This window comes from Tenacibaculum halocynthiae (assembly GCF_964512825.1).
GTDB classification, from domain to species: domain Bacteria; phylum Bacteroidota; class Bacteroidia; order Flavobacteriales; family Flavobacteriaceae; genus Polaribacter; species Polaribacter halocynthiae.
In genome coordinates this window covers 27,555-48,503 of the sequence record NZ_CAZELG010000036.1, presented here as the reverse complement: position 1 = coordinate 48,503, position 20,949 = coordinate 27,555, and the positions used below count along the sequence as shown (strand labels likewise).

Genomic DNA, 20,949 nt, shown 5'->3' with positions numbered 1-20,949 from the left:
AACTAGCTTTTTTTACTCCTAATTGTATTCTTTTTCCTCCTAAACTAATTATTTAATTAAAAAAACACCAAACGTCGACTTTTAGTACTCATTTGTCTATTCTCTATATAATATCCTCAAATACATCTCATTTTTGTTTAACAATTTAAATATTCTAAAAAGATGAAAAGGTTATTATTAATCATTATTAGTTCTTTTACTTTATCAAGCTGCTCTCAAGACAATTGTAAGAAACTACTAGATGCAGTAAATAAAAGAAACATAACACAAGTTCGTACATTATTAAGAACTACAAATCCAAATTGTAGCTACAGAGGTTTAGGAGAACCAAGATCTCCATTAGTTTCTGCGGCCCGAAAAGGAGACTTAACTATTGGTAAACTTTTAATTTCTTATAGCGCTTCAACTGAATACCATTCATCTGGAGACGAAACTCCTTTAATTGCTGCTTCAGCAAATGGGCATTTAAATTTCGTTAGTTACCTTATTAAAAAAGGAGCAAAAATTAATAAACAAGTAAATGGTGATGGCACTGCTTTAATTGCTGCTGTTAGAAATAACCATTATAAAATTGCTGAAATTTTATTAAAAAACGGCGCAGATCCTATGCTGAATTCTCCTGGTGACGAATACCCAATGTACCATGCAATTTCAACAAAAAATGAAGCTATGATAACCTTATTAAAAAAATACATTAAATAAAAAACATGAAAAATTTACTATCAATATTTATTTTATTCTTTGTAATTTCACTTTCAGCACAGGTAACAGTTACTGGAAAGGTTGTTGAAAAGAGCACAAATCAACCATTAGAATTCGCAACAATTATTTTTAAAAACCCTGCTACAAATCAAATTATAACCGGTGAATCAACTGATCAAAAAGGGAACTATTCTGTAAAAGTCAAAAAAGGTGTTTATAACGTAATAGTTGAGTTTATAGGATTTAAAAACTATTCCATAAATAGTCTCTCACTTACAAAGAGCAAAAAAATGGTTACTATTCATTTAGAAGAAAATGCTCAAGCCTTAGATGAAGTAGAAGTCATTGCAGAAAAATCAACTACCGAATACAAGTTAGATAAGCGTGTTTTTAACGTTGGTAAAGATTTAATTTCAAAAGGAGGGTCAGTAAACGACATTTTAAACAATGTTCCTTCTGTTAATGTAGATATTGAAGGTGCAGTAAGCCTAAGAGGAAACTCTAATGTACGTATTTTAATTAATGGAAAACCTTCTGTTTTAACAAGCAACAACGGCTTGGAATCTATTCCCTCAGAAACCATCCAAAAGGTAGAAGTTATTACGAATCCATCAGCCAAATACGATGCTGAAGGAACCGGAGGAATCATTAATATTATTTTAAAGAAAAATAAAAACAATGACTTTGGTAGCTCACTCCAACTCACCGCAGGAGTGCCAGACAATCATAGTATTAATTACAATATGAACTATAAAAAAGAAAAATTTAATCTATTTTCAAATATTTCATATCGTTACATGTCGTTTAATGGTAATGGTTACTTAAACAGAACTAATTTTACCAATAACACTATTAGTTCATTTTCTAATAGAACAACAGACATGAATAGATCCCGCAGTACGTTTAATCTTTATTTTGGGAGTGATTACTACATAAATGATCAAAACACCCTAACCCTAAGCTACTACTATAGAAATAACACCAGTAAAAACAATGTAGATTATACTTTTAATTTTTTAAACAACTTAAAACAAATAGACAATATTCTTACCTCTAAAGAAACATATAAAGAACCTCAAAAAGCGAATCAAATTGAATTAAACTTTGTAAAAAAATTTGCCAAAAAAGGTCAAAAATTAACTGTAAATTTTCAATATGATTTTTGGAATGATGACGAAAACGAATTAGTTGAAGAGCAACAAACATTTCCTACAACCTCAGCAATAAATTTATTAAAAAGTAGAGATATAGAAAGCAGTAAAGATTTTTTATTTCAATCTGACTTTAAATTACCTATTTCAATAAAAACACATATTGAAATGGGAATAAAAGGAGAAATCAGGAACATTGATAGCGACTATAAAGTATGGGACAACGCTACACTAATAGATAGCTTAGATAACTTATTAAAATACAACGAACGTATTTACGGAGCATACATACAATATGGTAACAGAAAAAACAAATTACAATACCTAGTTGGACTACGAGCAGAATATGCTAATACTGGAAGTACAGACAGGAAAAATAAATTTAAAACTGCAAAAAGTTATACTGACTTATTTCCAACAGCACATTTAACCTATAACTTTAATAAGAGAACAAACATACAACTAAGTTATAGTAGAAGAATAAGACGTCCTAGTTTCTGGCATTTAAACCCTTTTGGAGGAATTTCAGATAGGCGAAATATTCGTGTTGGTAATCCCGATTTAAATCCTATGTACACAAACTCTTTTGAGTTAGGTGTATTAAAACGTTGGAATAAATTCACCTTTAATCCTTCTATTTATTATCAACGTACAACAAATGTTTTTGAAACCTTAATAATTCCAAATACGACAGGAGCATTAATTTCCAAACCTATAAACTCAGGAACTGAAAATAGATTTGGAGCTGAATTAGCTTTACGATATTCTCCTTACAAATGGTGGCGTTTATCTAGTGAATTTAACTATTATTCTTTTGATCAAAGAGGGATTTACACAGTAAACGACAATACATGGTCTACTCGTTTAAATTCAAGAATAAGATTTTCAAAACTTACCATCCAGTCAAGCTTTAACTATAGAGGAGAAAGACAAAGTGGGCAAATATTTACTGAAGCTCAATACAGAGCAAACATAGGGATTAGCAAAGATTTCTTAGAAGATAAAGCTACTGTTACTCTAAATATGAATAATATTTTAGACTCAAGAGTTAGCAAACAATTAATAACAGGAGAAAATTACACAACAAATACATACAATCGTCCAATTGGTAGATTTACTTCAATAACGCTTACTTATCGCTTTAACCGATCAAAAAAAGATAGAGATCGTTTGCCTGATTAACACTTTATATTATAACCTATAAAAACCAGTAAGAAATCCCTTTTTTACTGGTTTTTTAATATTCTATATTTCTTAAAAGATTATCTTCCATAGGCATCCAATGAATGACACACTTTATAAAGAGCAATAATTCAGCTTTAAATTACTTAATTGTATAGCAATCATATCAAATTACAATAAAAAAGGTTGAAAGCTTTAAAACTTCCAACCTTTTTTAGTTAACAAATAAACTAATTATAAAACGCTACGTAACCACATTTTAAACTTAGTTATTAAATAAAATAATATTGGCACTACAATTAAAGTTAAAAAGGTAGCTATAAATAACCCGTAAATTACCGTTTTTGCAAGTGGCCCCCAGAATATTACATTATCACCTCCAATATAAATATGTGGGTTTAACTCACTAACCAAGGTAAAAAAGTTAATGTTTATTCCCCATGCTAATGGTATTAACCCTAAAATAGTAGTAATTGCAGTTAATAATACTGGTCGTAAACGTGCTTTACCTCCTCTAATAATAGCTTCTTTTAAGGTATCAACATCTACATAATCATTTTCTCCTATACTTTGCTCTACTTTTTTGCGATCAATCAGTAATTGAGTATAATCTAATAAAACCACTCCATTATTCACAACGATACCTGCTAATGAAATAATACCCATCATCGTCATCATTATAACAAATGGTGCTGCGGTTAATATTAACCCTCCAAAAACTCCAATTAAACTTAAAAAGATTGCCAACATAATAATAGCAGGCTTTGAAATCGAATTAAATTGGAAAATCAAAATAAAGAAAATCAACCCTAAACCAGTAAAGAAAGCCCCCATTAAGAACAACATTTGCTTATTCTGTTCTTCAATTTGTCCTGTATAATCAATTTTAACAGTTGCTGGTTTTTCAGTAAACGTTTTCATTTCGCTTCTAATTTTCCCAACAATAGAAGCCGCATCTGTATATCCAGGAGCTAAAGCTGAATAAACGGTTACAATTCTCTTAGCTTGCTTATGTTTAATTGCACTATATCCTGACGTATTAGTTTGTTTAGCTACTGCAGAAACTGGTATTGTTTTTACTTGACCATTTGAAGGATCTCTAAATGTTATTTTCTGATTAAAAATGGCGCTCTTGTTATACCTATTATCCTTATTAAAACGAACATAAATATCATAATCTTCACCATCTTCTTTATAAATCCCTGCCTTAGCTCCAAATATTGAATTACGCAATTGTTGCCCAACTTGAGCAGAACTAACTCCTAGCTCTCCAGCTTTTTTACGATCAACATTAACTAACATTGCTGGCTTTGATTTATTTACATCAATCTTTAATTCATCTATTCCAGGAATACTTTTTGAGTTGATAAAATCACGCATCTTCTCAGCAGTATTTATCAATTCTCCATAATCTTTCCCTTCCAATTCTATATTAATAGGATAACCAGCTGGAGGACCTACTGCCTCTTTTTCTACGGAAATTGCCAATCCAGGATAAACTCCTTTTAAAACTTCCGTTACTTTTTTCTGCAATTCTTTACTATTTGCCCCTCTTCGAAATTTATACTCACGCATTGACGCAGTTATTTTTCCTCTATGTGGCATTTCAGCAGTAGAACCCCCATCAGTTTGCGGATTCCCTGAGCCTGCTCCTACTTGAGAAACAGTACTTTCTACCAAGAAGTTATGATCACCATCAAGATATTCGGAAGAGTTTAATACTTTATATACTCGCTCTTCTAAATCTTTCATTATAGTATTCGTTTTTTCTATATCTGTACCTTGAGGGTATTCAATATAAACTATAATTTGATTTGGCGTATTATCTGGAAAAAATTCAACTTTTGTTCTTTGACTAGCTACAGATGCTCCAAAACCACCAAAAGCAACCACTAACATTACCACTGTTAAAACAGTTAAAACTATTGGTCTGTATCCTTTTAAAACTGCTCTTAATGATTTTTCATAAAAACGTTCCCATCTAGGTAATATTTTATTTTGAAAAGCATTTGCCCATGGTCTTAATGCTATTCGATACAACCATAACATAATAGCCGTAAATACCATTATTGTTCCTAAAGCTCTATTAGCACCTCCAAAAATTATAATCAATAATCCAATACCTCCCATGATTGAAGACATCGTTATAATACGCTTTAAAGGCATGCTTTTATCTTCCACACTCATAAATTGAGAAACCATTACTGAGTTAAAAAAGATCGCAACAAATAAAGATGACCCCAACACTACAGATAATGTTATTGGAAAATAAATCATAAACTGCCCCATAGTTCCTGGCCACATTCCTAAAGGAACAAAAGCAGCAACTGTAGTTAATGTTGAAATGATAATAGGAAAAGCAATCTCTCCAATCCCTTTTTTAGCAGCCTCTATTCTTGTCATTCCTTCATCCATCAAACGGTATACATTTTCAACAACAACAATACCATTATCTACCAACATTCCTAGCCCCATAATTAGACCAAAAAGGATCATTGTATTCATAGTATATCCTAACCAGTTTAATATCATTAATGACATAAACATTGACATCGGAATTGCAAAACCTACGAATAGTGCATTTTTAAACCCAAGGAAAAACATTAGTACTAATACCACTAAAATAACTCCGAAAATAATATTATTCACTAAATCATCTACCTGACCTATTGTTTTAGAAGATTGATCATTAGCTATAGTAACTTTCAAATTACTAGGAAATACATCAACTTTTGCATCAGCAACAATCTTTCTAATTTTCTCTGCTGCTTCCACCATGTTTTTACCTGAACGTTTTTTAACATCCAACATTACAACAGCTTCCCCAAATTCACGTGCATAAGTAGTCTTGTCTTTATCTTTAAAGGTTACAACAGCAAGATCTTTTAAATAAATTGAATTCCCTTTTTCAGATTTTACAACAAAATTTTGCAACTCTTGTGGTTCTTCAATTTCACCTAAAATACGAATAGTACGCCTTTGTCCACTTGCAATTAAGTTTCCGGCAGACATTGTTAAGTTTCCTCCATTAACAGCATTAATGATATCTTGAAAACTAACCTTAGCTGCCATCATTTTGTAAATATCTACCGCTATTTCAACTTCTTTCTCTTCTGCTCCACGGATATCTACCTTTTTAATTTCTGATAACGTTTCTATCTCATCTTCTAAATATTCTCCAAATTCTTTTAACTTATCTACAGGATAATCTCCAGAAATATTAATATTTAAAATAGGCATTTCTTCAGAAATACTTAACTCAAAAACATTAGGTTCTACCTTCGCTCCGTTAAATGTTGGCCAATCTTCACCTGACGTTTTTTGATCTATTTCATCTTTTACTTTTTGTTTTGCTTGATCTACTGCTATTTTTTCATCAAACTCTACAACAACCATAGAAACATCTTCTTGTGAAGTAGATGTTACTTTTACAACATTACTAACCGTTTTTAATTTCTCTTCTAACGGGTCAGTTATTAATTTCTCTATATCTTCAGCTGTATTACCAGGGTATATAGAGCTGATATAAATCTTAGTCTCTCTAATTTCAGGGAAATTCTCTCTAGGCATGTTAACAAAGGCAGAAATTCCTAAAATAAGAATTAACACCATTAATACATAGATGGTAGTTTTATTACCAATAGCCCAAGAGGATAGACCAAATTCTTTATCGACTTGTTTTTTTTGTTTTTCAGTCATCCTAAATAATTATTGGTTTAATAGTTTAACCTCTTGTTTATCCTTAACACTACGAGCTCCTTCTTCTATAATTTGAACTCCATTGGTAAGACCTGATAAAACCTCAATAACATCTCCTTGAGTTTTACCTGTTTTTATAATTACTTGTCTCGCTTTTCCTATTTTATTCTTAACATTTTCAACAATGTATACATATTGCTCTCCCTTTGCATTTTCAGAAATAATACTTTGAGGAATTAAAATAGCTTTTTGATTCGTGTAATCGTTAATTCTTAATTTCGCTGTTAAATTTGGTTTAATGCTTCTATCTTTATTTGGCACTCCAACCTCAACTTTAAATGTTCTATTAGCAGGATTTATAAAGTTTCCGGCTTGACGTACAGAAGATGTTACTGTTTTTCCTAAAACTGGAAACTCTACTTGTACTTCTTTTCCTTTTTTTACCGTTGTTATATAACTTTCTGGAACATCAGTTTCAATATACATATTCCCTAAGTTAACAACTCTAAACACTTCTGCACCTGCTCCAGGTGCTACTACAGTACCTTCCTCTTTAATTACATCATCAACAATTCCTGTAAAAGGTGCTTTAATTACACTTCTTCCCAACTGTTGTTTTAATTGATTTACAGATCTAGTAGTAGCTTCATAGTTTGTTTTTGCTTGCAAAAATTGAATTTCAGAACCAACTTTTTGATCCCATAATCTTTTTTGTCTTTCAAATGTAGTTTTCGCTAATGCAGCTTGAACTTCTACTTGAGCAACTTGTTGGTATAAACCACCATCGTCAATTTTAGCTAATGCCTGACCTTTTACTACTCGTTGTCCTTCTTTAACGTAAACCTTTACTAATTTACCAGCCATTTCAGGATATACTAGTACATTCTTTTTAGTTTGTACATTCCCTTGTAAATCTAAATAGTGAACAAAAACTTCTTCATGAGCACTAATGGCAGTAATTAATGGTACTTTTTTATTTGTATCTAACTTAGCTATTTCATTGTTTAATAATTTAATTTGAGTAGCTAATTCTTGTTGTTTCTTATCTAACTCGTCTTTTTTAGTACGAATTGTTTTTAAATCTTTTGAGTTTATTACCGACTCAACTGATTGCTCTTTGCTTCCACATGAAGCTAAAAGTGTTGCTGTGATTATTATAATTGCAATCCTTCTCATTAGTTGATTATTTAATAGGTATGTTTAGTGCGTTTTCTAATTTGGCTTTTTTGGCAATGACATTTAACATCGATTGCACATAATTATTTTGTTGCGAATACAATTGATTTTGTGCTTGCAACAAATCAAAACTTGAAGATATCCCTTCAAAAAACTTTATTTGTTGTTTTTTTTCTATTCGCTCTGCTAATGCTAAATTTTTCTTAGCAGTATCATAATTTTCAATACTTAGTTGATATTCACTTTTTGCTGATTTTGCTTGAAGGCGAAGTTTTTGCTTTACTTCTTCTTTTTTAATATCGGCATTCTCTAATTCAATTCTAGCCCTAGCTGTTTTTGACTTTCTTCCGAAACTACTAAAAATAGGTACATTTAAAGTTACTCCTAGCAACGAATAATCAAACCATTTTTGATCTCCACTAAAAAAATTAAAATCATTTGAATTGGCATTAGCTCCATAATTAACAAAAGCTGATAAGCTTGGTAGTGCTTTACTTTGTTCCAACTTCATTAATAATCGTTTACTTTCACGATCGTTCTCAACCATTTTAAAGTCAATGTGTTTTTTAACATCAAATACTTTACTTAGCAAATCTAAATCGGTATTAGTAACCACTAAGCTATTTAACGAATCAGTTAACACTAACTTTTTTTCTATTGAACTTCCTAATGATATATTTAACATTTGATATGCAATTTCTTTCATTCTTTTCGCATTATTCAAATTGTTTTCTACATTACCAAGAGTTATTTGTAGCTGCTCAACATTTTCTAATTCAGTTAATCCATTATCATATATTTTTTGAGTTTCATTTAAGTTTTTTTGTAAAACTTTTCTGTTTTTCTCCAAAATACTAATAGTTTCTTCAGTTATTAAAACATTACCATATGCGTTAATTACTGCTTCTCTTGTTGTTAAAACAGTTTTTTCTTTTGCCTGCTCAGAAATCTTTAAGTATGTTTTAGCAGATTGCAATCCAACTAAATAAGAACCATCAAATAGTAATTGTCTTAATGTTACGGAAGCATTCATTGTTTGTTGCGTTCCAAATCTCACAGGTACAAAAGACCCAGGAGCACCTCCTGCAATTTCTCCTGGCAATAAAGAAACTTGCTGTTTCAACCAGTTTTGATAATCTACCTTTCCATCAATTTGAGGTAAACCAATTGTTGTTGTTTCCCATTTCCTTTCTTTTGCAGCTTCAATATTTTTTGAAGCTATTTTATTGCTGTAGTTATTTTTTATAGCGTAATCAATTGCCTCTTGCATTGATATACTTATTTCTTTTTCTTGTGCGAGTAAAAAACTCGTACAAAAGAATACAAATACACTATATATGTATTTTCTCATTGTTAGTGATTTTTATTTATGATTTTTAATTGTTTCTCTAATTCTACTATCCCTTTTTCAGTAGCAATAGCTCTAATATGATATTCTAATACTTCATATTCTATTTTCATTACTTCTTTCATTTCATGCCCATATAAATCGCTTTCAAAAACGCCAAAGATTAATGTGAAATAAAAATTCACTATTAAATCTATTTTTATGTTTTCCCTATACAGTCCTTGTTCAATCCCTTTTGTTAAATTATCTACATTGCAATCTCTGAACATACATGCTTCACGTTCCATTAACTCAGCATATGTTTCAGGATAATACTTTTTAAGTTGATACATTGGTGACGTTTTCGCGTTTTTAAACATCTCTTTAAAAATTGCTTTTACAGCAAACTCTTCAGCTATCGCATTATGTTTTTGTCCTTTAATAAATAAAATTGCTGCATCAATAGCTTCTTGAACTGCTTCTGTTGATGCTCCTACCAAACCAACTTTATTAGGAAAATACTTATAAATTGTTTTTTTAGATATCCCCAGCTCCCTTGCTATATCATCCATAGTAACACTTTTAAACCCAAGGTTTAAAAACATTTCTCCCGATTTTTCTAAAATTTTATCTCTCATAATTCTTTGCAAATCTACGAAAGGAAACTTAGGAAACAATAAAAGTTTCCTAAGTTTTAATCTTTTTTTAACATTCTTTTGGGTGTACTTTTTTTGTTTACCTTATTTTTACAAAAAATTTCAGATTTGGACTTATTAAAATATCATTCAGACTTTTTAACCTATTTAGAAAAACAAAACTTTACAAGAGAGCCTAAAAACCTATACGAACCAGTAGATTATATTCTACAATTGGGAGGTAAGAGAATTAGACCAATCTTAACATTAATTGCTTCTGATATCTTCTCAGGAAGTCATACAGAGGCTCTTCCTGCTGCATTAGCTGTAGAAGTTTTTCATAACTTTACATTGGTGCATGATGACATTATGGATGATGCCCCTTTAAGAAGAGGTAAAGAGACTGTTCATGAAAAATGGGATATAAATACTGGTATTTTATCTGGTGATGCTATGTTAATACTAGCATATCAATACTTTGAAAACTACAAACCAGCTGTTTTTCAAAAATTAGCTCAATTATTTAGCAAAACCGCTTTAGAAGTTTGCGACGGACAACAGTTAGATGTTGATTTTGAAACTAGAAATGATGTTACTATTGATGAGTATATTAAAATGATTAGTTTAAAAACTTCTGTTTTAGTAGCTGCTGCTTTAAAAATGGGAGCTATTGTAGCTGAAGCTGATGAAGAACAAGCTCAACATTTATATAATTATGGCTTAAACTTAGGTATTGCTTTTCAATTACAAGATGACTACTTAGATACTTTTGGAAACCCAGATACTTTTGGGAAACAAATTGCTGGAGATATTATAGAAAACAAGAAAACATATTTATATTTAAAAGCTCTTGAAGTAGCGAACACCTCTGATAGAGAAAATCTATTAAATTTATTTAATGGAAAAGAAAAAAATATTGAAGAAAAAATCAAGCAAACAACTTCTATTTTCACTGATAATAACATACCTCAACACACACAACAACTTATTGAATACTACACAAATAAGTCGTTCGAGTTTTTAGATATCATGACACTAAATGAGGACGCAAAGCAAGGCTTACGCACTTTTGGTGAAAATTTAATGAACAGAAAAGTGTAAAAAATGTTTGGTATTTTAAAAAAGATGCTATCTTTGCACACCCAAAATAACGGGTCCTATAGCTCAGTTGGTTAGAGCACCTGACTCATAATCAGGTGGTCCGAGGTTCGAGTCCTCGTGGGACCACTTTTAATCAAAAAGCACTTACATAAATGTAAGTGCTTTTTTTATTTAATATACTTTTTAACTTATAAATTAATAACTCTGTAAGTTAAATAAAAATCAACTGAACCATCTCCTAATGTTGGCAAAGTTCCTGATGGCACTACTTTTAAAGGAGCATGTTCCTGTAATCTTTGTGATTCAGTTTCTGCATAAGTAAATTTCTCTATATAACTTGTTGTACTAGAAATATAAACCACTCTTGAGCCATTAAACATATCTTCTGCTCCTATTTGAAACTTTAGCCCAGCTGAATTATTAAATACAGAACTACCCACATTAAATTTATAAACAGTAGAAATCAACTCTATAACAGTATCTTTTCCTTGCGCTGGAATTAAACTTACGGCTTTTCCTGCAATTAATTGAGCTGCAGAAAGGGACACTTTTATTTTTTTAAGTTCAACTGTTGAAGTATTGTCTTTAATACTCACTCCTTCTCTTATAATAGAAAAATTATAAAAACCTGAATTTCTAAAGTTAAATGACAAAACACCGCTGTTACTTGGATAAAGCTTATAAAATACTCGCTTATTATCTTGAAATGTTATTTTTTCATCAGCCAAACAGTAAAAAGAAACCGGTACAGGGTTAAAAGGATCATTATATAAATTTATATCTAACTTAATAACTGCACCCTGAGGATTGAATCTAGAATTTGGTTTGATTCTATCAATACCAAAGAAAAATTCATCTTTTGTGTTTTTTACTATAGCATAGGGATTTGGATTAAAAAATAGTGCCGAATTTGAAAAAGTATCATTTTTCATTTGAATGAAAGGAACTCTATCATAATGTAAAACACTTCTATTTCTACCACCTAAAAACTCAACACCTTGTAATCTTCTACTAATTCCTGCAAACAACAAGGAATTATCTTCATAAATAGGAATAATTTCTTGTGGATGAATTTGCCTTTCACCAACTCCTATTTTCCCTTTTCCTCCTTTAATTAAAAATCTTCTTTTACTCATATCCTTTTTTATTAACTTTGCATTTGCTCAACTAAATTATATTCAAAAATCACTATTTCATCTTCTAAAATAGTAATTGGAGGGTTCGATTTATTTAAAATATTCACTAATAATTTCTCAACACCTCTAACAATTCCACCAATCGGTAATGGCCCCATAACTCCACCTTCTATAGGTCTTGCTATATTAATTTCTCTACGCCCACCTTCAGAATGACCTGGAAAAAGTCGCACATCGCCTAAATCTATTACTCTTATTTTATTATCCTGAGAAATCTTAGGTTTTGGAACTGTTATAGATCCTCTATTTGACAATCCTACTACAGTATCTCCTCTATCATTTATTTCTACTTTAGATATATATATTTTAGTTTCATCATCTTGATGTACTAAACTATCAATTAAATCTTCAAATTGTACTTGTGTTGGCTTATCTCCAGCTTGAAAATAGGATTTAAGCACTTCTTTCGATTTTTTCATATCATTTTAATTTAACTTCTTAAAAATTCTACATATAAGATCTAGCTTATAAAAACGAATGGAATAAACTTAGTAAAAACTAACTATCCCATTCATTGATTACAAACATTAAATTTTCTATTAAACTTCTCTTTTAATTATTTCTAATTGACACCTCTTCAGGTAGTTTATCTAAAACATCTACTCTAGCTATTGGCTTTGCTTCTATATCTCCAACAACTCTAGCTTCTGCTCTTATAATTTTCGCATTGTGTACCATACAACCTTCCACAAAATAATTATCACCTTTTTCTAGCTGTAAAAGGCCTATTTCCAATGGTTCTTTTATAGTCTTTTTCGACTCGATCTCAACCAAAACTCCATTTTTATCAACTATATAATAACCACCTCTTAAATCATCAGGTAACAACCAAGCTACTTCTTCCTTATCTCTACTTGCTAATATTGGGTGCGAAGGAGTAACATGTAATATCTCACCATTTAATAATGTTATTTTTCGATATTCGCTCACTTTTTTAGTACCGAAATCTACTACTTTACCAACCTCTTTAGTTGCTCCTTTAATCAACTCACTTAACAGCCTAAATTCTTCTTTACCTGCTGGTAATAACTTAGTAAATCCGAACACTCTTAATTCATCACCTACTACAATATTTTTAAGTTTTTTACTTCTGCCTGTAGCCATTAAAACGTCAGATTCAAGATCGAAGCAACCTCCGCCTCCACCTCCGCCACCGCCACCTGGACCGATAACTATTGACTCTTGACTCCAAGCTAAAGAAGCTCGTTCATTATTTTCATTTAAAAAAGATATAGTTCCACTACGTTTAACACTAGTAGGTTCAATTGTTACAGTAAGAACTTCTGTTCCGCTTCCACTATTAGGAGTAATCGTCATAAAATCTGGCTTATTTTCCAATTGCCAATTATAACTTGATGACATTCGAACTTTTACTTTCCCATCAATACCAATTGGAATATTATTTTGAGGAGAACCATCTAACTTAAACTTAAGAACTCCAAAAGCACTAAATATTACAGGAGCATGAACCGCTACAACAACAGTATCATTTACTACAGCTCCTTCATTGTCTTTAACTGTAAGTTTAAACGTATAATTTCCTTGAACCAGACCTGTAACTTGAGTTGTTAAAGTATTATTACTTACTATAACAGCCCCACTAGGGTTACTAGAACCTTGACTCCAAATTGTACTAGAAATAGTACCATCGCTATCGCTTGCACTACCAGAAAGCGTTGCGCTATTTGTTGGCAACTTAATTATTTGATTTTTACCTGCATTTACTACAGGTAAAACATTATAATCTCCCACATAAATAATAAAAGCTAATACGTAATAAGGTGGGCGGTTTTCGTGTGGACTATCTCCTCCTGCATCCTCTATTGGGCTAACATAATTATTCCCTTTAGGAATTAATGTAAACTCGTTATGTGATCCTCCTGAATTATCATCATCTTTTTCTGTCCCATATTTCCACTCATGCTTATGCCTTGGCATTTCACTTATTTCCAACTTAACAGTACCTAACCCTCCAGTATTATGAATTTTACCATAATTTTCTGTGTTCTTTGAAGAAGTATTAACAGGAGAAGTAGACTTTCTTGAGTCATATCCTACAATAAACCGACCTCTTAAATCTGGTATTTTAATTCCATTAATTCCTGTTCTTCCATCACAAAGTATCCAACCAACTGGCACAGTAGTAGGGTCTCCACTCCACATCATTACCATTCCTGGTAAAAAGTTAGCACTACTAATACCTGTAGTGTTTTTACCGACATTACCCTCAGCATCAATAACTAATGGTGTTTGACTAGATACGTTTTTTAAATTTTTAAACTTTAAGCTTTCTCCTCTAGCATCAACTTCTAAACTTTTATCTGGATCAGACACTCCAATACCAACTTTACCATCTGTTTGAACCCTGAATTTTTCTCTCCAAGTTTCTTGACCAGCTACTGCTCCTCCAACCACAAAAGCATCTCTTCCCCCCTGATCAGTATTGTCTCCTATACTCACTCTTAACTCTGTGGTGTCTGAACTAGGGGTATGCTTATTTATAAAAACATTATCTGTATTATTCCCTGTGCCTTTAAAAAACAACTTTGTACCATCTTCCCCATTAGTTACACTAGATTTCTCCTCTCCAAGATGTAAATTTCCTGTCATTGGTTTTGACCCATTTCGAGGCAAGTACGCTTCTTTAATCGTATTTATTTGAGTTTCATTGTTAGATACCTCATCTGTCAATTCTTTAATTGTTTTTAACTTATTAAAGTTAGACAGATCGTAATTACCTCCAGATAGTACTAGTTTCGCAATAAACTCTTCGTATACTTTATTTTTAGTTCCACTAGCATATTGTAAACTTCCTTTTTCTCCTGCTCTAACATCTTCAACACTTACTCTAGCACCTCCTTTATTATACAATAACCTTACTAACTGAAGCTTTATCTCTTTTCTTCCTTCACTAGTATCTTCTTTACCTTCTACTAAAATTTCAATAGGTAAAACAACCCAGCCATCTTCATTTTCAGTAGCTTTCTTTATTAAATATTTCTTACCAGAATCTAACCCCCATTGTGCAAATAATGCTTCTAACATATCTTCAGAATATGCCTCTTGTATTTGCATTAATGTTTCTTGCTCTAAAGGAAAACCTCCTCCGTAACCGAATACAACTCTTTTCATTTCTTTATTTTTTTTTATTATTTTAAATCAACCCTAACTATTATTTAACGTACATGTACTTCTTTAAAGATTGCTTTTCTTCTTTATCTTTTCGTACTGTATCTAACGTTGTTTTTTTGGAATATTTATAGGTATGTGTTTCATAACTTTTCCCTGCTAGTTTATAATAATTGACCACTTTATGAAACTTAGCACTTGTTATTTTTATAGCATCAGGATGTTTACTAAACGAACTATCTTTTTTACCTATTAACATCTCTGCCAATTCCTGTATTTGTTCTGATTGTTCTTTAATAGTGATCATTCCACTTTCTAGTTTACCATTTAAACATGAAAGTACTTCTTTGTATTTCTCATAGGATACTATCAAGTTCCCTGGTATATATATTCTAAAATTAAAGAACTCAGTACTATCAAAATCTGAAGCTCCAGATAAATACAAAAAGTTCTTATACCTTGTTTCATCTTTTAATACTTCTCCATTTCTTGTTACTATAATAGCCTCATCTCCATTATTTTCAATTTCATTATGTGTATATAAATATTGAGCTCTTGGCCTAAATGCATCTTCAATAAAAATGTATCCTTTCTCAATCTTATCTTCTATTGATGTACTATAAGTATACTTTACCCCTGGATTAAAAAGTTCATTCAATACTTTTTCTAAGTACATTACTTGTCCATTATGCTGCATTTTATATAAAGTATCTTTATATAAACTTTGTAATGGAGTTGATAAAACTTGTAACCAAACGGCTTGTTTCTTCTTACGTAATAAAGGTGGTAGTAACATTAACAATGTTTTACCCCAATGTATTTCTGTATATTTTTTAAACATAATTTTTATCAGGATCTAAACATTAAAATTAGGATTTGTTTGAAGATTGTATGGCTTATACGTAATATTTAAACTATCAGAATCTAGATTAAAATACCCTGAATTTGCCACAAAAAATGGAGTTTCCTTTTTAGCATCTGAATCATTATAAACAACATTTTCAGTATCTTCACCTTCTTTTTTAATTGATATCTTTCTTAAAAGAGGTAATGCTACACCTGGTACTTTTTGAACTTTATCAATTAAGTAAGTAGGCACGAAAGCGCCATTAAATTCCAAAGTAGAAACATATTCGTTTATAGCATCTTCAACAGGACTAATAGCTAAATTATTAAGCAACTTACCTACATTTTGTTTATCTGAATCCGTTTCGTTTTCTGTATAAATTACTAAAGGATCTACATATACCTCTAACTCAATAAAAATAATATCCCCTTTATTTGACACTACTCGTATTTGAGTACCAGCATCTTTAATTTGATTCATATAGGCACGAAAAGCTCTTTTTTCCTGTAGCTCTAGTGGCACTTTTTTTCCACCTACTTCTTTAGCTACTTTTAGCGTTAACACCCCAACTTGATTGTAGTAGTACTCACTTATTATATTTGATAAGTTTTCGCTATTTAAATCTTGATCTCCTTTTTTCTCTACTTCATCAAACAATCTTTCTGAAATAGCACAGTGTTTTATAATACTCAACTCTTTTACTTTCTCTTCAGATAATTTAGGATATTGAAAATACCCATCTCTCCATTCTAAATTTATTGCTCCTTTATCTACATCATCTCCAATTCCATATAAAAAACCAAGCGCTTGTTCTTTATACCAATTAAGTGTATGTGGACGTGAAAGCAGTGCATTTCTTTCTACTATTTTTTCGTGTAACCAAATAGCAGTAGACACTATATACACCCACAATTTCCATACAGCTGTTTTTGATGTACTTGTTAAAGCTGATAGTTCACTGTATTTTTCTTTTTCTACTAATATTTCTTGTTGTATTTCTGCAATTGTACGAGCCATTTTTATTTTTCTTTTTATGTTAGATGATTTATAGTAACATTTACTTCAACAAACATCTATGTAATTTTTATTCTTCTTTCTTGTGCACTATGAAGTCTTGAGCTACTTCCATATACCCGATACCTTCATCCTTTTGATTGTAAATTATTTCTTCTATACAGTTTTTAGGCTTCAACTCTGGTTCTTTATACACAATAAAATCGTGTTCAATCTCCATACATTCTATCCCTTCACAATCTTTAGATTTCACTAACAGTTCTAATTCATTTTTAGACAATTTAGTTGCTGGTTTTTTACCTCTTGAGATATAGTATTCTACAATATCTCTTTTTGCTATTTTACCCTTTACTTCTAAATCATTATAAACCGAAATTTCTGTTTCATTATTTACAGGAGCTATATTAGTTATTTCATTAGCTTCTAATAATTCAAACAACCCTTCTATGCTACCATATTCTTGTAATGTAGCATCAAATAGGTTTTGATTTTCTTCTAATCTAATAATTCCCATCTATATGTATATTTTCAAGATTATTAACATCTACTTCCTTTATCGTAAAATTGTCGTATTCTAACTGATTATTTATTTCATTTTCCAATCGAAGTCTTGAAATTATTTCAGGACTTTTTAAATAATCAGTAATACCCACACCTAATATTGGATATTCTTTAAAACTTCCTTTATGAGTTAATAAAATAAGTTCTATGTTTTGTTGATCAGTATTTTCAATAGAAAAATCTCCATTTTCAAATGCTAAATCCATTTCTTCATTTAATTTAAAGTCTTCCATATATTTATGATATTGAACCCGGTCCGTGAGGAGTTATTATTGTTGCTGACTTAATATAGTTATGTATTGCATCAGTTAAATCTTTAGCCAAATCATTAATAGATGCTTCTATTTGTTGTTCAGGGTTATCTCCTCCATTAGGTTTTTGATTTTTTTCTAATGCTGCTTTTATAGCAGTTTCTAATGTTATTTTAACTAATGGCATTATTCTAAAATTTTGGAAATATTATTTTTAATTGTTATTAATTTACCTACATCTGGGCTTGTTCCTTGTACAACTACTATTTTTGACACTACATCTATAAAGCCCTCAATTTCATCTTTTAAGTTTTTCCCATTTGCTTCTACCTTAAAAAGTTTCTCCATTTTAAAGTGAAGTTTTTCATCTGGTGCATTTTCATTTTGATAATCAAACTGTACTTTATCCTTATCCATAAGAGTTTGATAACCCAACCCTTCATCAAAATCTACAGCCACTTTTGTAGCATCTAAAGTTGTTTTTTGTAACACTTTATCATCATCTGGATTTATAAATAATGTTTCTACTTTATCATAACCTATTGTAGTTTCATGAATTACCTTATTCTCTTCTTCTTCATTCCAAAACTTAACATTTAATGCTTTTTCTACACCATTAAATTCTAAACTCGTGCTATTTTTATGTGTTATTTTTTTATCTTTTTTTTCTTCTTTCTTAAATAACAGACTTGTAGAATTCACATCAGATTGCAATTCAAAAAACTTATTTTCATTATCCTTGATACGTAAAAATATTTTTTCTATTTCAGAATATTGAGAAATGAAAGCTCTAGTTTCTGTAGTTTCAATAATTGACACAAGAACCCAGCTATTTAATTTCGGCACACACACAACCCCTTGCTCTTTATCTTGTACAGATGCTTTTAATCTAACATTTTTTATTTCTGCTCCATCTGACCTTAGTACATTTACTGTAAAGGCTTCTTCTGAGTTATGAGTTGATTTCTCTTCTCTATTTACAGCGATTACTTTAGCCGCATACGTTTGTATGGTTCCTTCTCCATTAGCAATTTGCTCTATTATAGTATTTGCTCCTTCCATCTTTATTTTTCTTTTTTAAGCAACCTTCCTACTGTTATTACTTGTCTATACCCACTAGTTCCATAACTACGCTGAACTTCTTCTACTTGAAATACACCTGCTTTTTCAGAATCTTCTGAATTTTCAAGACTTATTTTATCTAATGGTCTCATAAAAGGTTCTCCAAAAGTTGTAATAGTACCAGTAAGTCCTGTTTGTTTTAACTTAGCTAATCGTAATCCTGAAATCACTTCTAATTTTGCTTTTATTTCCTCTATCTTTTTTTTACATTTAATAGGATCTTCAAAATCTAATTCTTCTTCATTATTATGAAAAACGTATTTTTTTACTAGCGCTCCATCTGGATCTCCAATTTCTGAAGCAATTGGTATGTTTGAGTTAACATAGTATTCTTCTGCTCTTATGCGTACTTTTTTTACTTCCTCCTCAGTTACTTTTAAACTATCATTAATTATATTGTAATGAAAACGAAATCGCCCTTCACCTATATACGTATCATCCTTTTTAAAAAAATTTAATACGTCACCAATTCCTGTTAAAGAAATAGCTCTTTTTAACAATGCTTTTGGCAGCGGTGTTTTCACTTCAATATTTTTATATTTTTCCAAAAAAGTATTGATCTCATTTTCTTTATACAAACAAGGGTTGTTAGTTATGTATAATACACTCTTATAAACATCTCCGTCTTTTTCTAATCTGAAATATGAATAAATATCAAATTTATTTCTGAGTTCTTTTAAAAACTGAACAATATTCCAACGTCTATCAATTACTAAATCTCCTATACTTTCAATTGTTATTTTAGTTGCATCATAAAAAGGAATATTTATCTCTTTTAATCTACTCTTTAAAGTCTCTATAGGAGTATTAACTGTCTTTGAGTTATTCTTTGGAATTTGATTTTTCTCATCCTCTTCTTTAACCTCTTTAGCTTTATCTCTTGCAACCATTTTGTACTTTTTCAAGTAGTACATCATGTCATCACATTCAATTTGCACAGGCGCATCACCTTTTACTTCTCTTATGTACCCCCTAAAAGCAGGTTTAGAATCTCCGTTATATCCTAAAAAAATTTCGACATAATAATCGATCTTAAAAAACTCATGAACACTTCTTTCTTTTAAATCAACAGGTAATCTTCTAGCAATTTCAATACCTAGTGTATCATTTAATTTATTAGCAACAATAGCTTTTGGTATTGTTATAGTAGCAGTATCTGTAAAATTTTTATACGATGAATTTATAGCTATATTTTTTACATGTGTAAATTGATATACTTTCCCTGAAGGTTGTAAATCCTTCGTTTCATATACTTTTATTTTGCAATTTAAATTAAGCATTATCTCTAATAATTAGTTCTATAGGTTCATCTGAAGTTGCTTGAAATGAAAATTTCTGGATATTTTTCACCCCATCTATAGAAGGTATACTATAACTATCTATTACTATCTCATACACTCCTAATCGATTTAAAATAGCATGTGTTACTCTTAATGCATAAGGTGCGTGTAAAAATTGCTTTAATAAAAACAACTTCCCTTTTGGATACTCTTTTGTATATCCATCGTCTGCAATTAATCCTTCAACAGAAATACTAAAATCTCCATTAGAAATATGCTCTTTAACAGTATGATCTCTTCCTTCAATTGCTGTTTTTACGATATTTTTAGACCTACTTGTTGAAATATTTACTGCATCTATTCGTAAAAACGGAAGTACAAGATCTTTTTTTATTAAAGGTTCAAATACTAAGGGAGCAAATACAGGTAAATTAAATTCACCTCCTTTTTTATCTACAATAAAGTCTTTGAACTCGGTAACTCCTAAATCAACTACTTCTTGTGCCGCATAATCAATAAGTGTCTCATATTGACTTAATGCATTTTTTAGCTTTATATTAAATGCCATTTTCTTTT

At 30.6% G+C, this 20,949-nt stretch carries 18 protein-coding genes and 1 tRNA gene; 4 read left to right on the top strand and 15 right to left on the bottom strand.

Features of this window, described 5'->3' with window-relative positions:
- Positions 1-162: 162 nt before the first annotated feature.
- Both ACKTTQ_RS13855 and ACKTTQ_RS13850 read left to right on the top strand, forming a co-directional pair.
- Entirely contained in the window at positions 163-702 is a 540-nt protein-coding gene (locus ACKTTQ_RS13855; RefSeq protein ID WP_408049539.1) for an ankyrin repeat domain-containing protein, read from the top strand.
- Between the two features lie 5 nt (positions 703-707).
- Positions 708-3,035 (top strand): TonB-dependent receptor domain-containing protein, encoded by a 2,328-nt coding sequence (locus ACKTTQ_RS13850; RefSeq protein WP_408049538.1) that lies wholly within the window; start codon positions 708-710, stop codon positions 3,033-3,035.
- 234 nt (positions 3,036-3,269) lie between these two features.
- Here ACKTTQ_RS13850 and ACKTTQ_RS13845 read toward each other — a convergent pair whose 3' ends face one another.
- The 4 genes from ACKTTQ_RS13845 to ACKTTQ_RS13830 are packed head-to-tail and all read right to left on the bottom strand — an operon-like array spanning position 3,270 to position 9,875.
- Entirely contained in the window at positions 3,270-6,734 is a 3,465-nt protein-coding gene (locus ACKTTQ_RS13845; RefSeq protein WP_408049537.1) for an efflux RND transporter permease subunit, read from the bottom strand.
- 9 nt (positions 6,735-6,743) lie between these two features.
- Positions 6,744-7,910, bottom strand: coding sequence for an efflux RND transporter periplasmic adaptor subunit (locus tag ACKTTQ_RS13840; protein ID WP_408049536.1), 1,167 nt, complete (start codon positions 7,908-7,910; stop codon positions 6,744-6,746).
- A gap of 7 nt (positions 7,911-7,917) precedes the next feature.
- The gene (locus ACKTTQ_RS13835; protein WP_408049535.1) at positions 7,918-9,261 is read right to left on the bottom strand and encodes a TolC family protein; all 1,344 of its coding nucleotides are present in this window, start codon (positions 9,259-9,261) and stop codon (positions 7,918-7,920) included.
- 2 nt (positions 9,262-9,263) lie between these two features.
- Entirely contained in the window at positions 9,264-9,875 is a 612-nt protein-coding gene (locus ACKTTQ_RS13830; RefSeq protein ID WP_113787599.1) for a TetR/AcrR family transcriptional regulator, read from the bottom strand.
- Positions 9,876-10,001: 126 nt separating this feature from the next.
- On the opposite strand from ACKTTQ_RS13830, the gene ACKTTQ_RS13825 reads away from it, so the two are divergent.
- Together ACKTTQ_RS13825 and ACKTTQ_RS13820 are read left to right on the top strand one after the other, a co-directional pair.
- Positions 10,002-10,973, top strand: coding sequence for a polyprenyl synthetase family protein (locus ACKTTQ_RS13825; protein ID WP_093871989.1), 972 nt, complete (start codon positions 10,002-10,004; stop codon positions 10,971-10,973).
- 52 nt (positions 10,974-11,025) lie between these two features.
- A tRNA-Ile gene (locus tag ACKTTQ_RS13820) sits at positions 11,026-11,099 on the top strand.
- 62 nt (positions 11,100-11,161) lie between these two features.
- On the opposite strand, the gene ACKTTQ_RS13815 is transcribed toward ACKTTQ_RS13820, so the two are convergent.
- The 11 genes from ACKTTQ_RS13815 to ACKTTQ_RS13765 all read right to left on the bottom strand — a co-directional run bounded on the left by ACKTTQ_RS13815 (position 11,162) and on the right by ACKTTQ_RS13765 (position 20,941).
- On the bottom strand, positions 11,162-12,109 hold the full coding sequence (locus tag ACKTTQ_RS13815; RefSeq protein WP_299135493.1) for a hypothetical protein: 948 nt from the start codon (positions 12,107-12,109) through the stop codon (positions 11,162-11,164).
- Between the two features lie 11 nt (positions 12,110-12,120).
- On the bottom strand, positions 12,121-12,588 hold the full coding sequence (locus ACKTTQ_RS13810) for a hypothetical protein (protein ID WP_299135494.1): 468 nt from the start codon (positions 12,586-12,588) through the stop codon (positions 12,121-12,123).
- A 133-nt stretch (positions 12,589-12,721) separates the two neighbouring features.
- Positions 12,722-15,301, bottom strand: a complete 2,580-nt coding sequence (locus tag ACKTTQ_RS13805) for a PKD domain-containing protein (RefSeq protein WP_408049534.1) — start codon at positions 15,299-15,301, stop codon at positions 12,722-12,724.
- 40 nt (positions 15,302-15,341) lie between these two features.
- Positions 15,342-16,139, bottom strand: a complete 798-nt coding sequence (locus tag ACKTTQ_RS13800; RefSeq protein ID WP_299135496.1) for a hypothetical protein — start codon at positions 16,137-16,139, stop codon at positions 15,342-15,344.
- A gap of 15 nt (positions 16,140-16,154) precedes the next feature.
- The gene (locus ACKTTQ_RS13795) at positions 16,155-17,162 is read right to left on the bottom strand and encodes a hypothetical protein (protein ID WP_299135497.1); all 1,008 of its coding nucleotides are present in this window, start codon (positions 17,160-17,162) and stop codon (positions 16,155-16,157) included.
- Between the two features lie 67 nt (positions 17,163-17,229).
- Positions 17,230-17,673, bottom strand: a complete 444-nt coding sequence (locus ACKTTQ_RS13790) for a hypothetical protein (protein ID WP_408049533.1) — start codon at positions 17,671-17,673, stop codon at positions 17,230-17,232.
- Positions 17,660-17,953, bottom strand: a complete 294-nt coding sequence (locus tag ACKTTQ_RS13785) for a hypothetical protein (RefSeq protein ID WP_299135499.1) — start codon at positions 17,951-17,953, stop codon at positions 17,660-17,662. Before ACKTTQ_RS13785 ends, ACKTTQ_RS13790 begins: the two co-directional genes overlap by 14 nt.
- Positions 17,954-17,957: 4 nt before the next feature.
- Positions 17,958-18,158 carry a hypothetical protein gene (locus ACKTTQ_RS13780; protein ID WP_299135500.1) on the bottom strand — a complete coding sequence of 67 codons (201 nt, stop codon included), beginning with the start codon at positions 18,156-18,158 and terminating at the stop codon, positions 17,958-17,960.
- A complete protein-coding gene (locus ACKTTQ_RS13775) occupies positions 18,158-19,033 on the bottom strand; it encodes a hypothetical protein (RefSeq protein ID WP_299135501.1) in 876 nt (291 codons plus the stop codon). Before ACKTTQ_RS13775 ends, ACKTTQ_RS13780 begins: the two co-directional genes overlap by 1 nt.
- A gap of 2 nt (positions 19,034-19,035) precedes the next feature.
- Complete coding sequence (locus tag ACKTTQ_RS13770; protein WP_299135502.1) at positions 19,036-20,373, bottom strand: hypothetical protein; 1,338 nt, start codon at positions 20,371-20,373, stop codon at positions 19,036-19,038.
- Positions 20,366-20,941, bottom strand: coding sequence for a DUF6046 domain-containing protein (locus ACKTTQ_RS13765; protein WP_299135503.1), 576 nt, complete (start codon positions 20,939-20,941; stop codon positions 20,366-20,368). Before ACKTTQ_RS13765 ends, ACKTTQ_RS13770 begins: the two co-directional genes overlap by 8 nt.
- Positions 20,942-20,949: the final 8 nt, after the last annotated feature.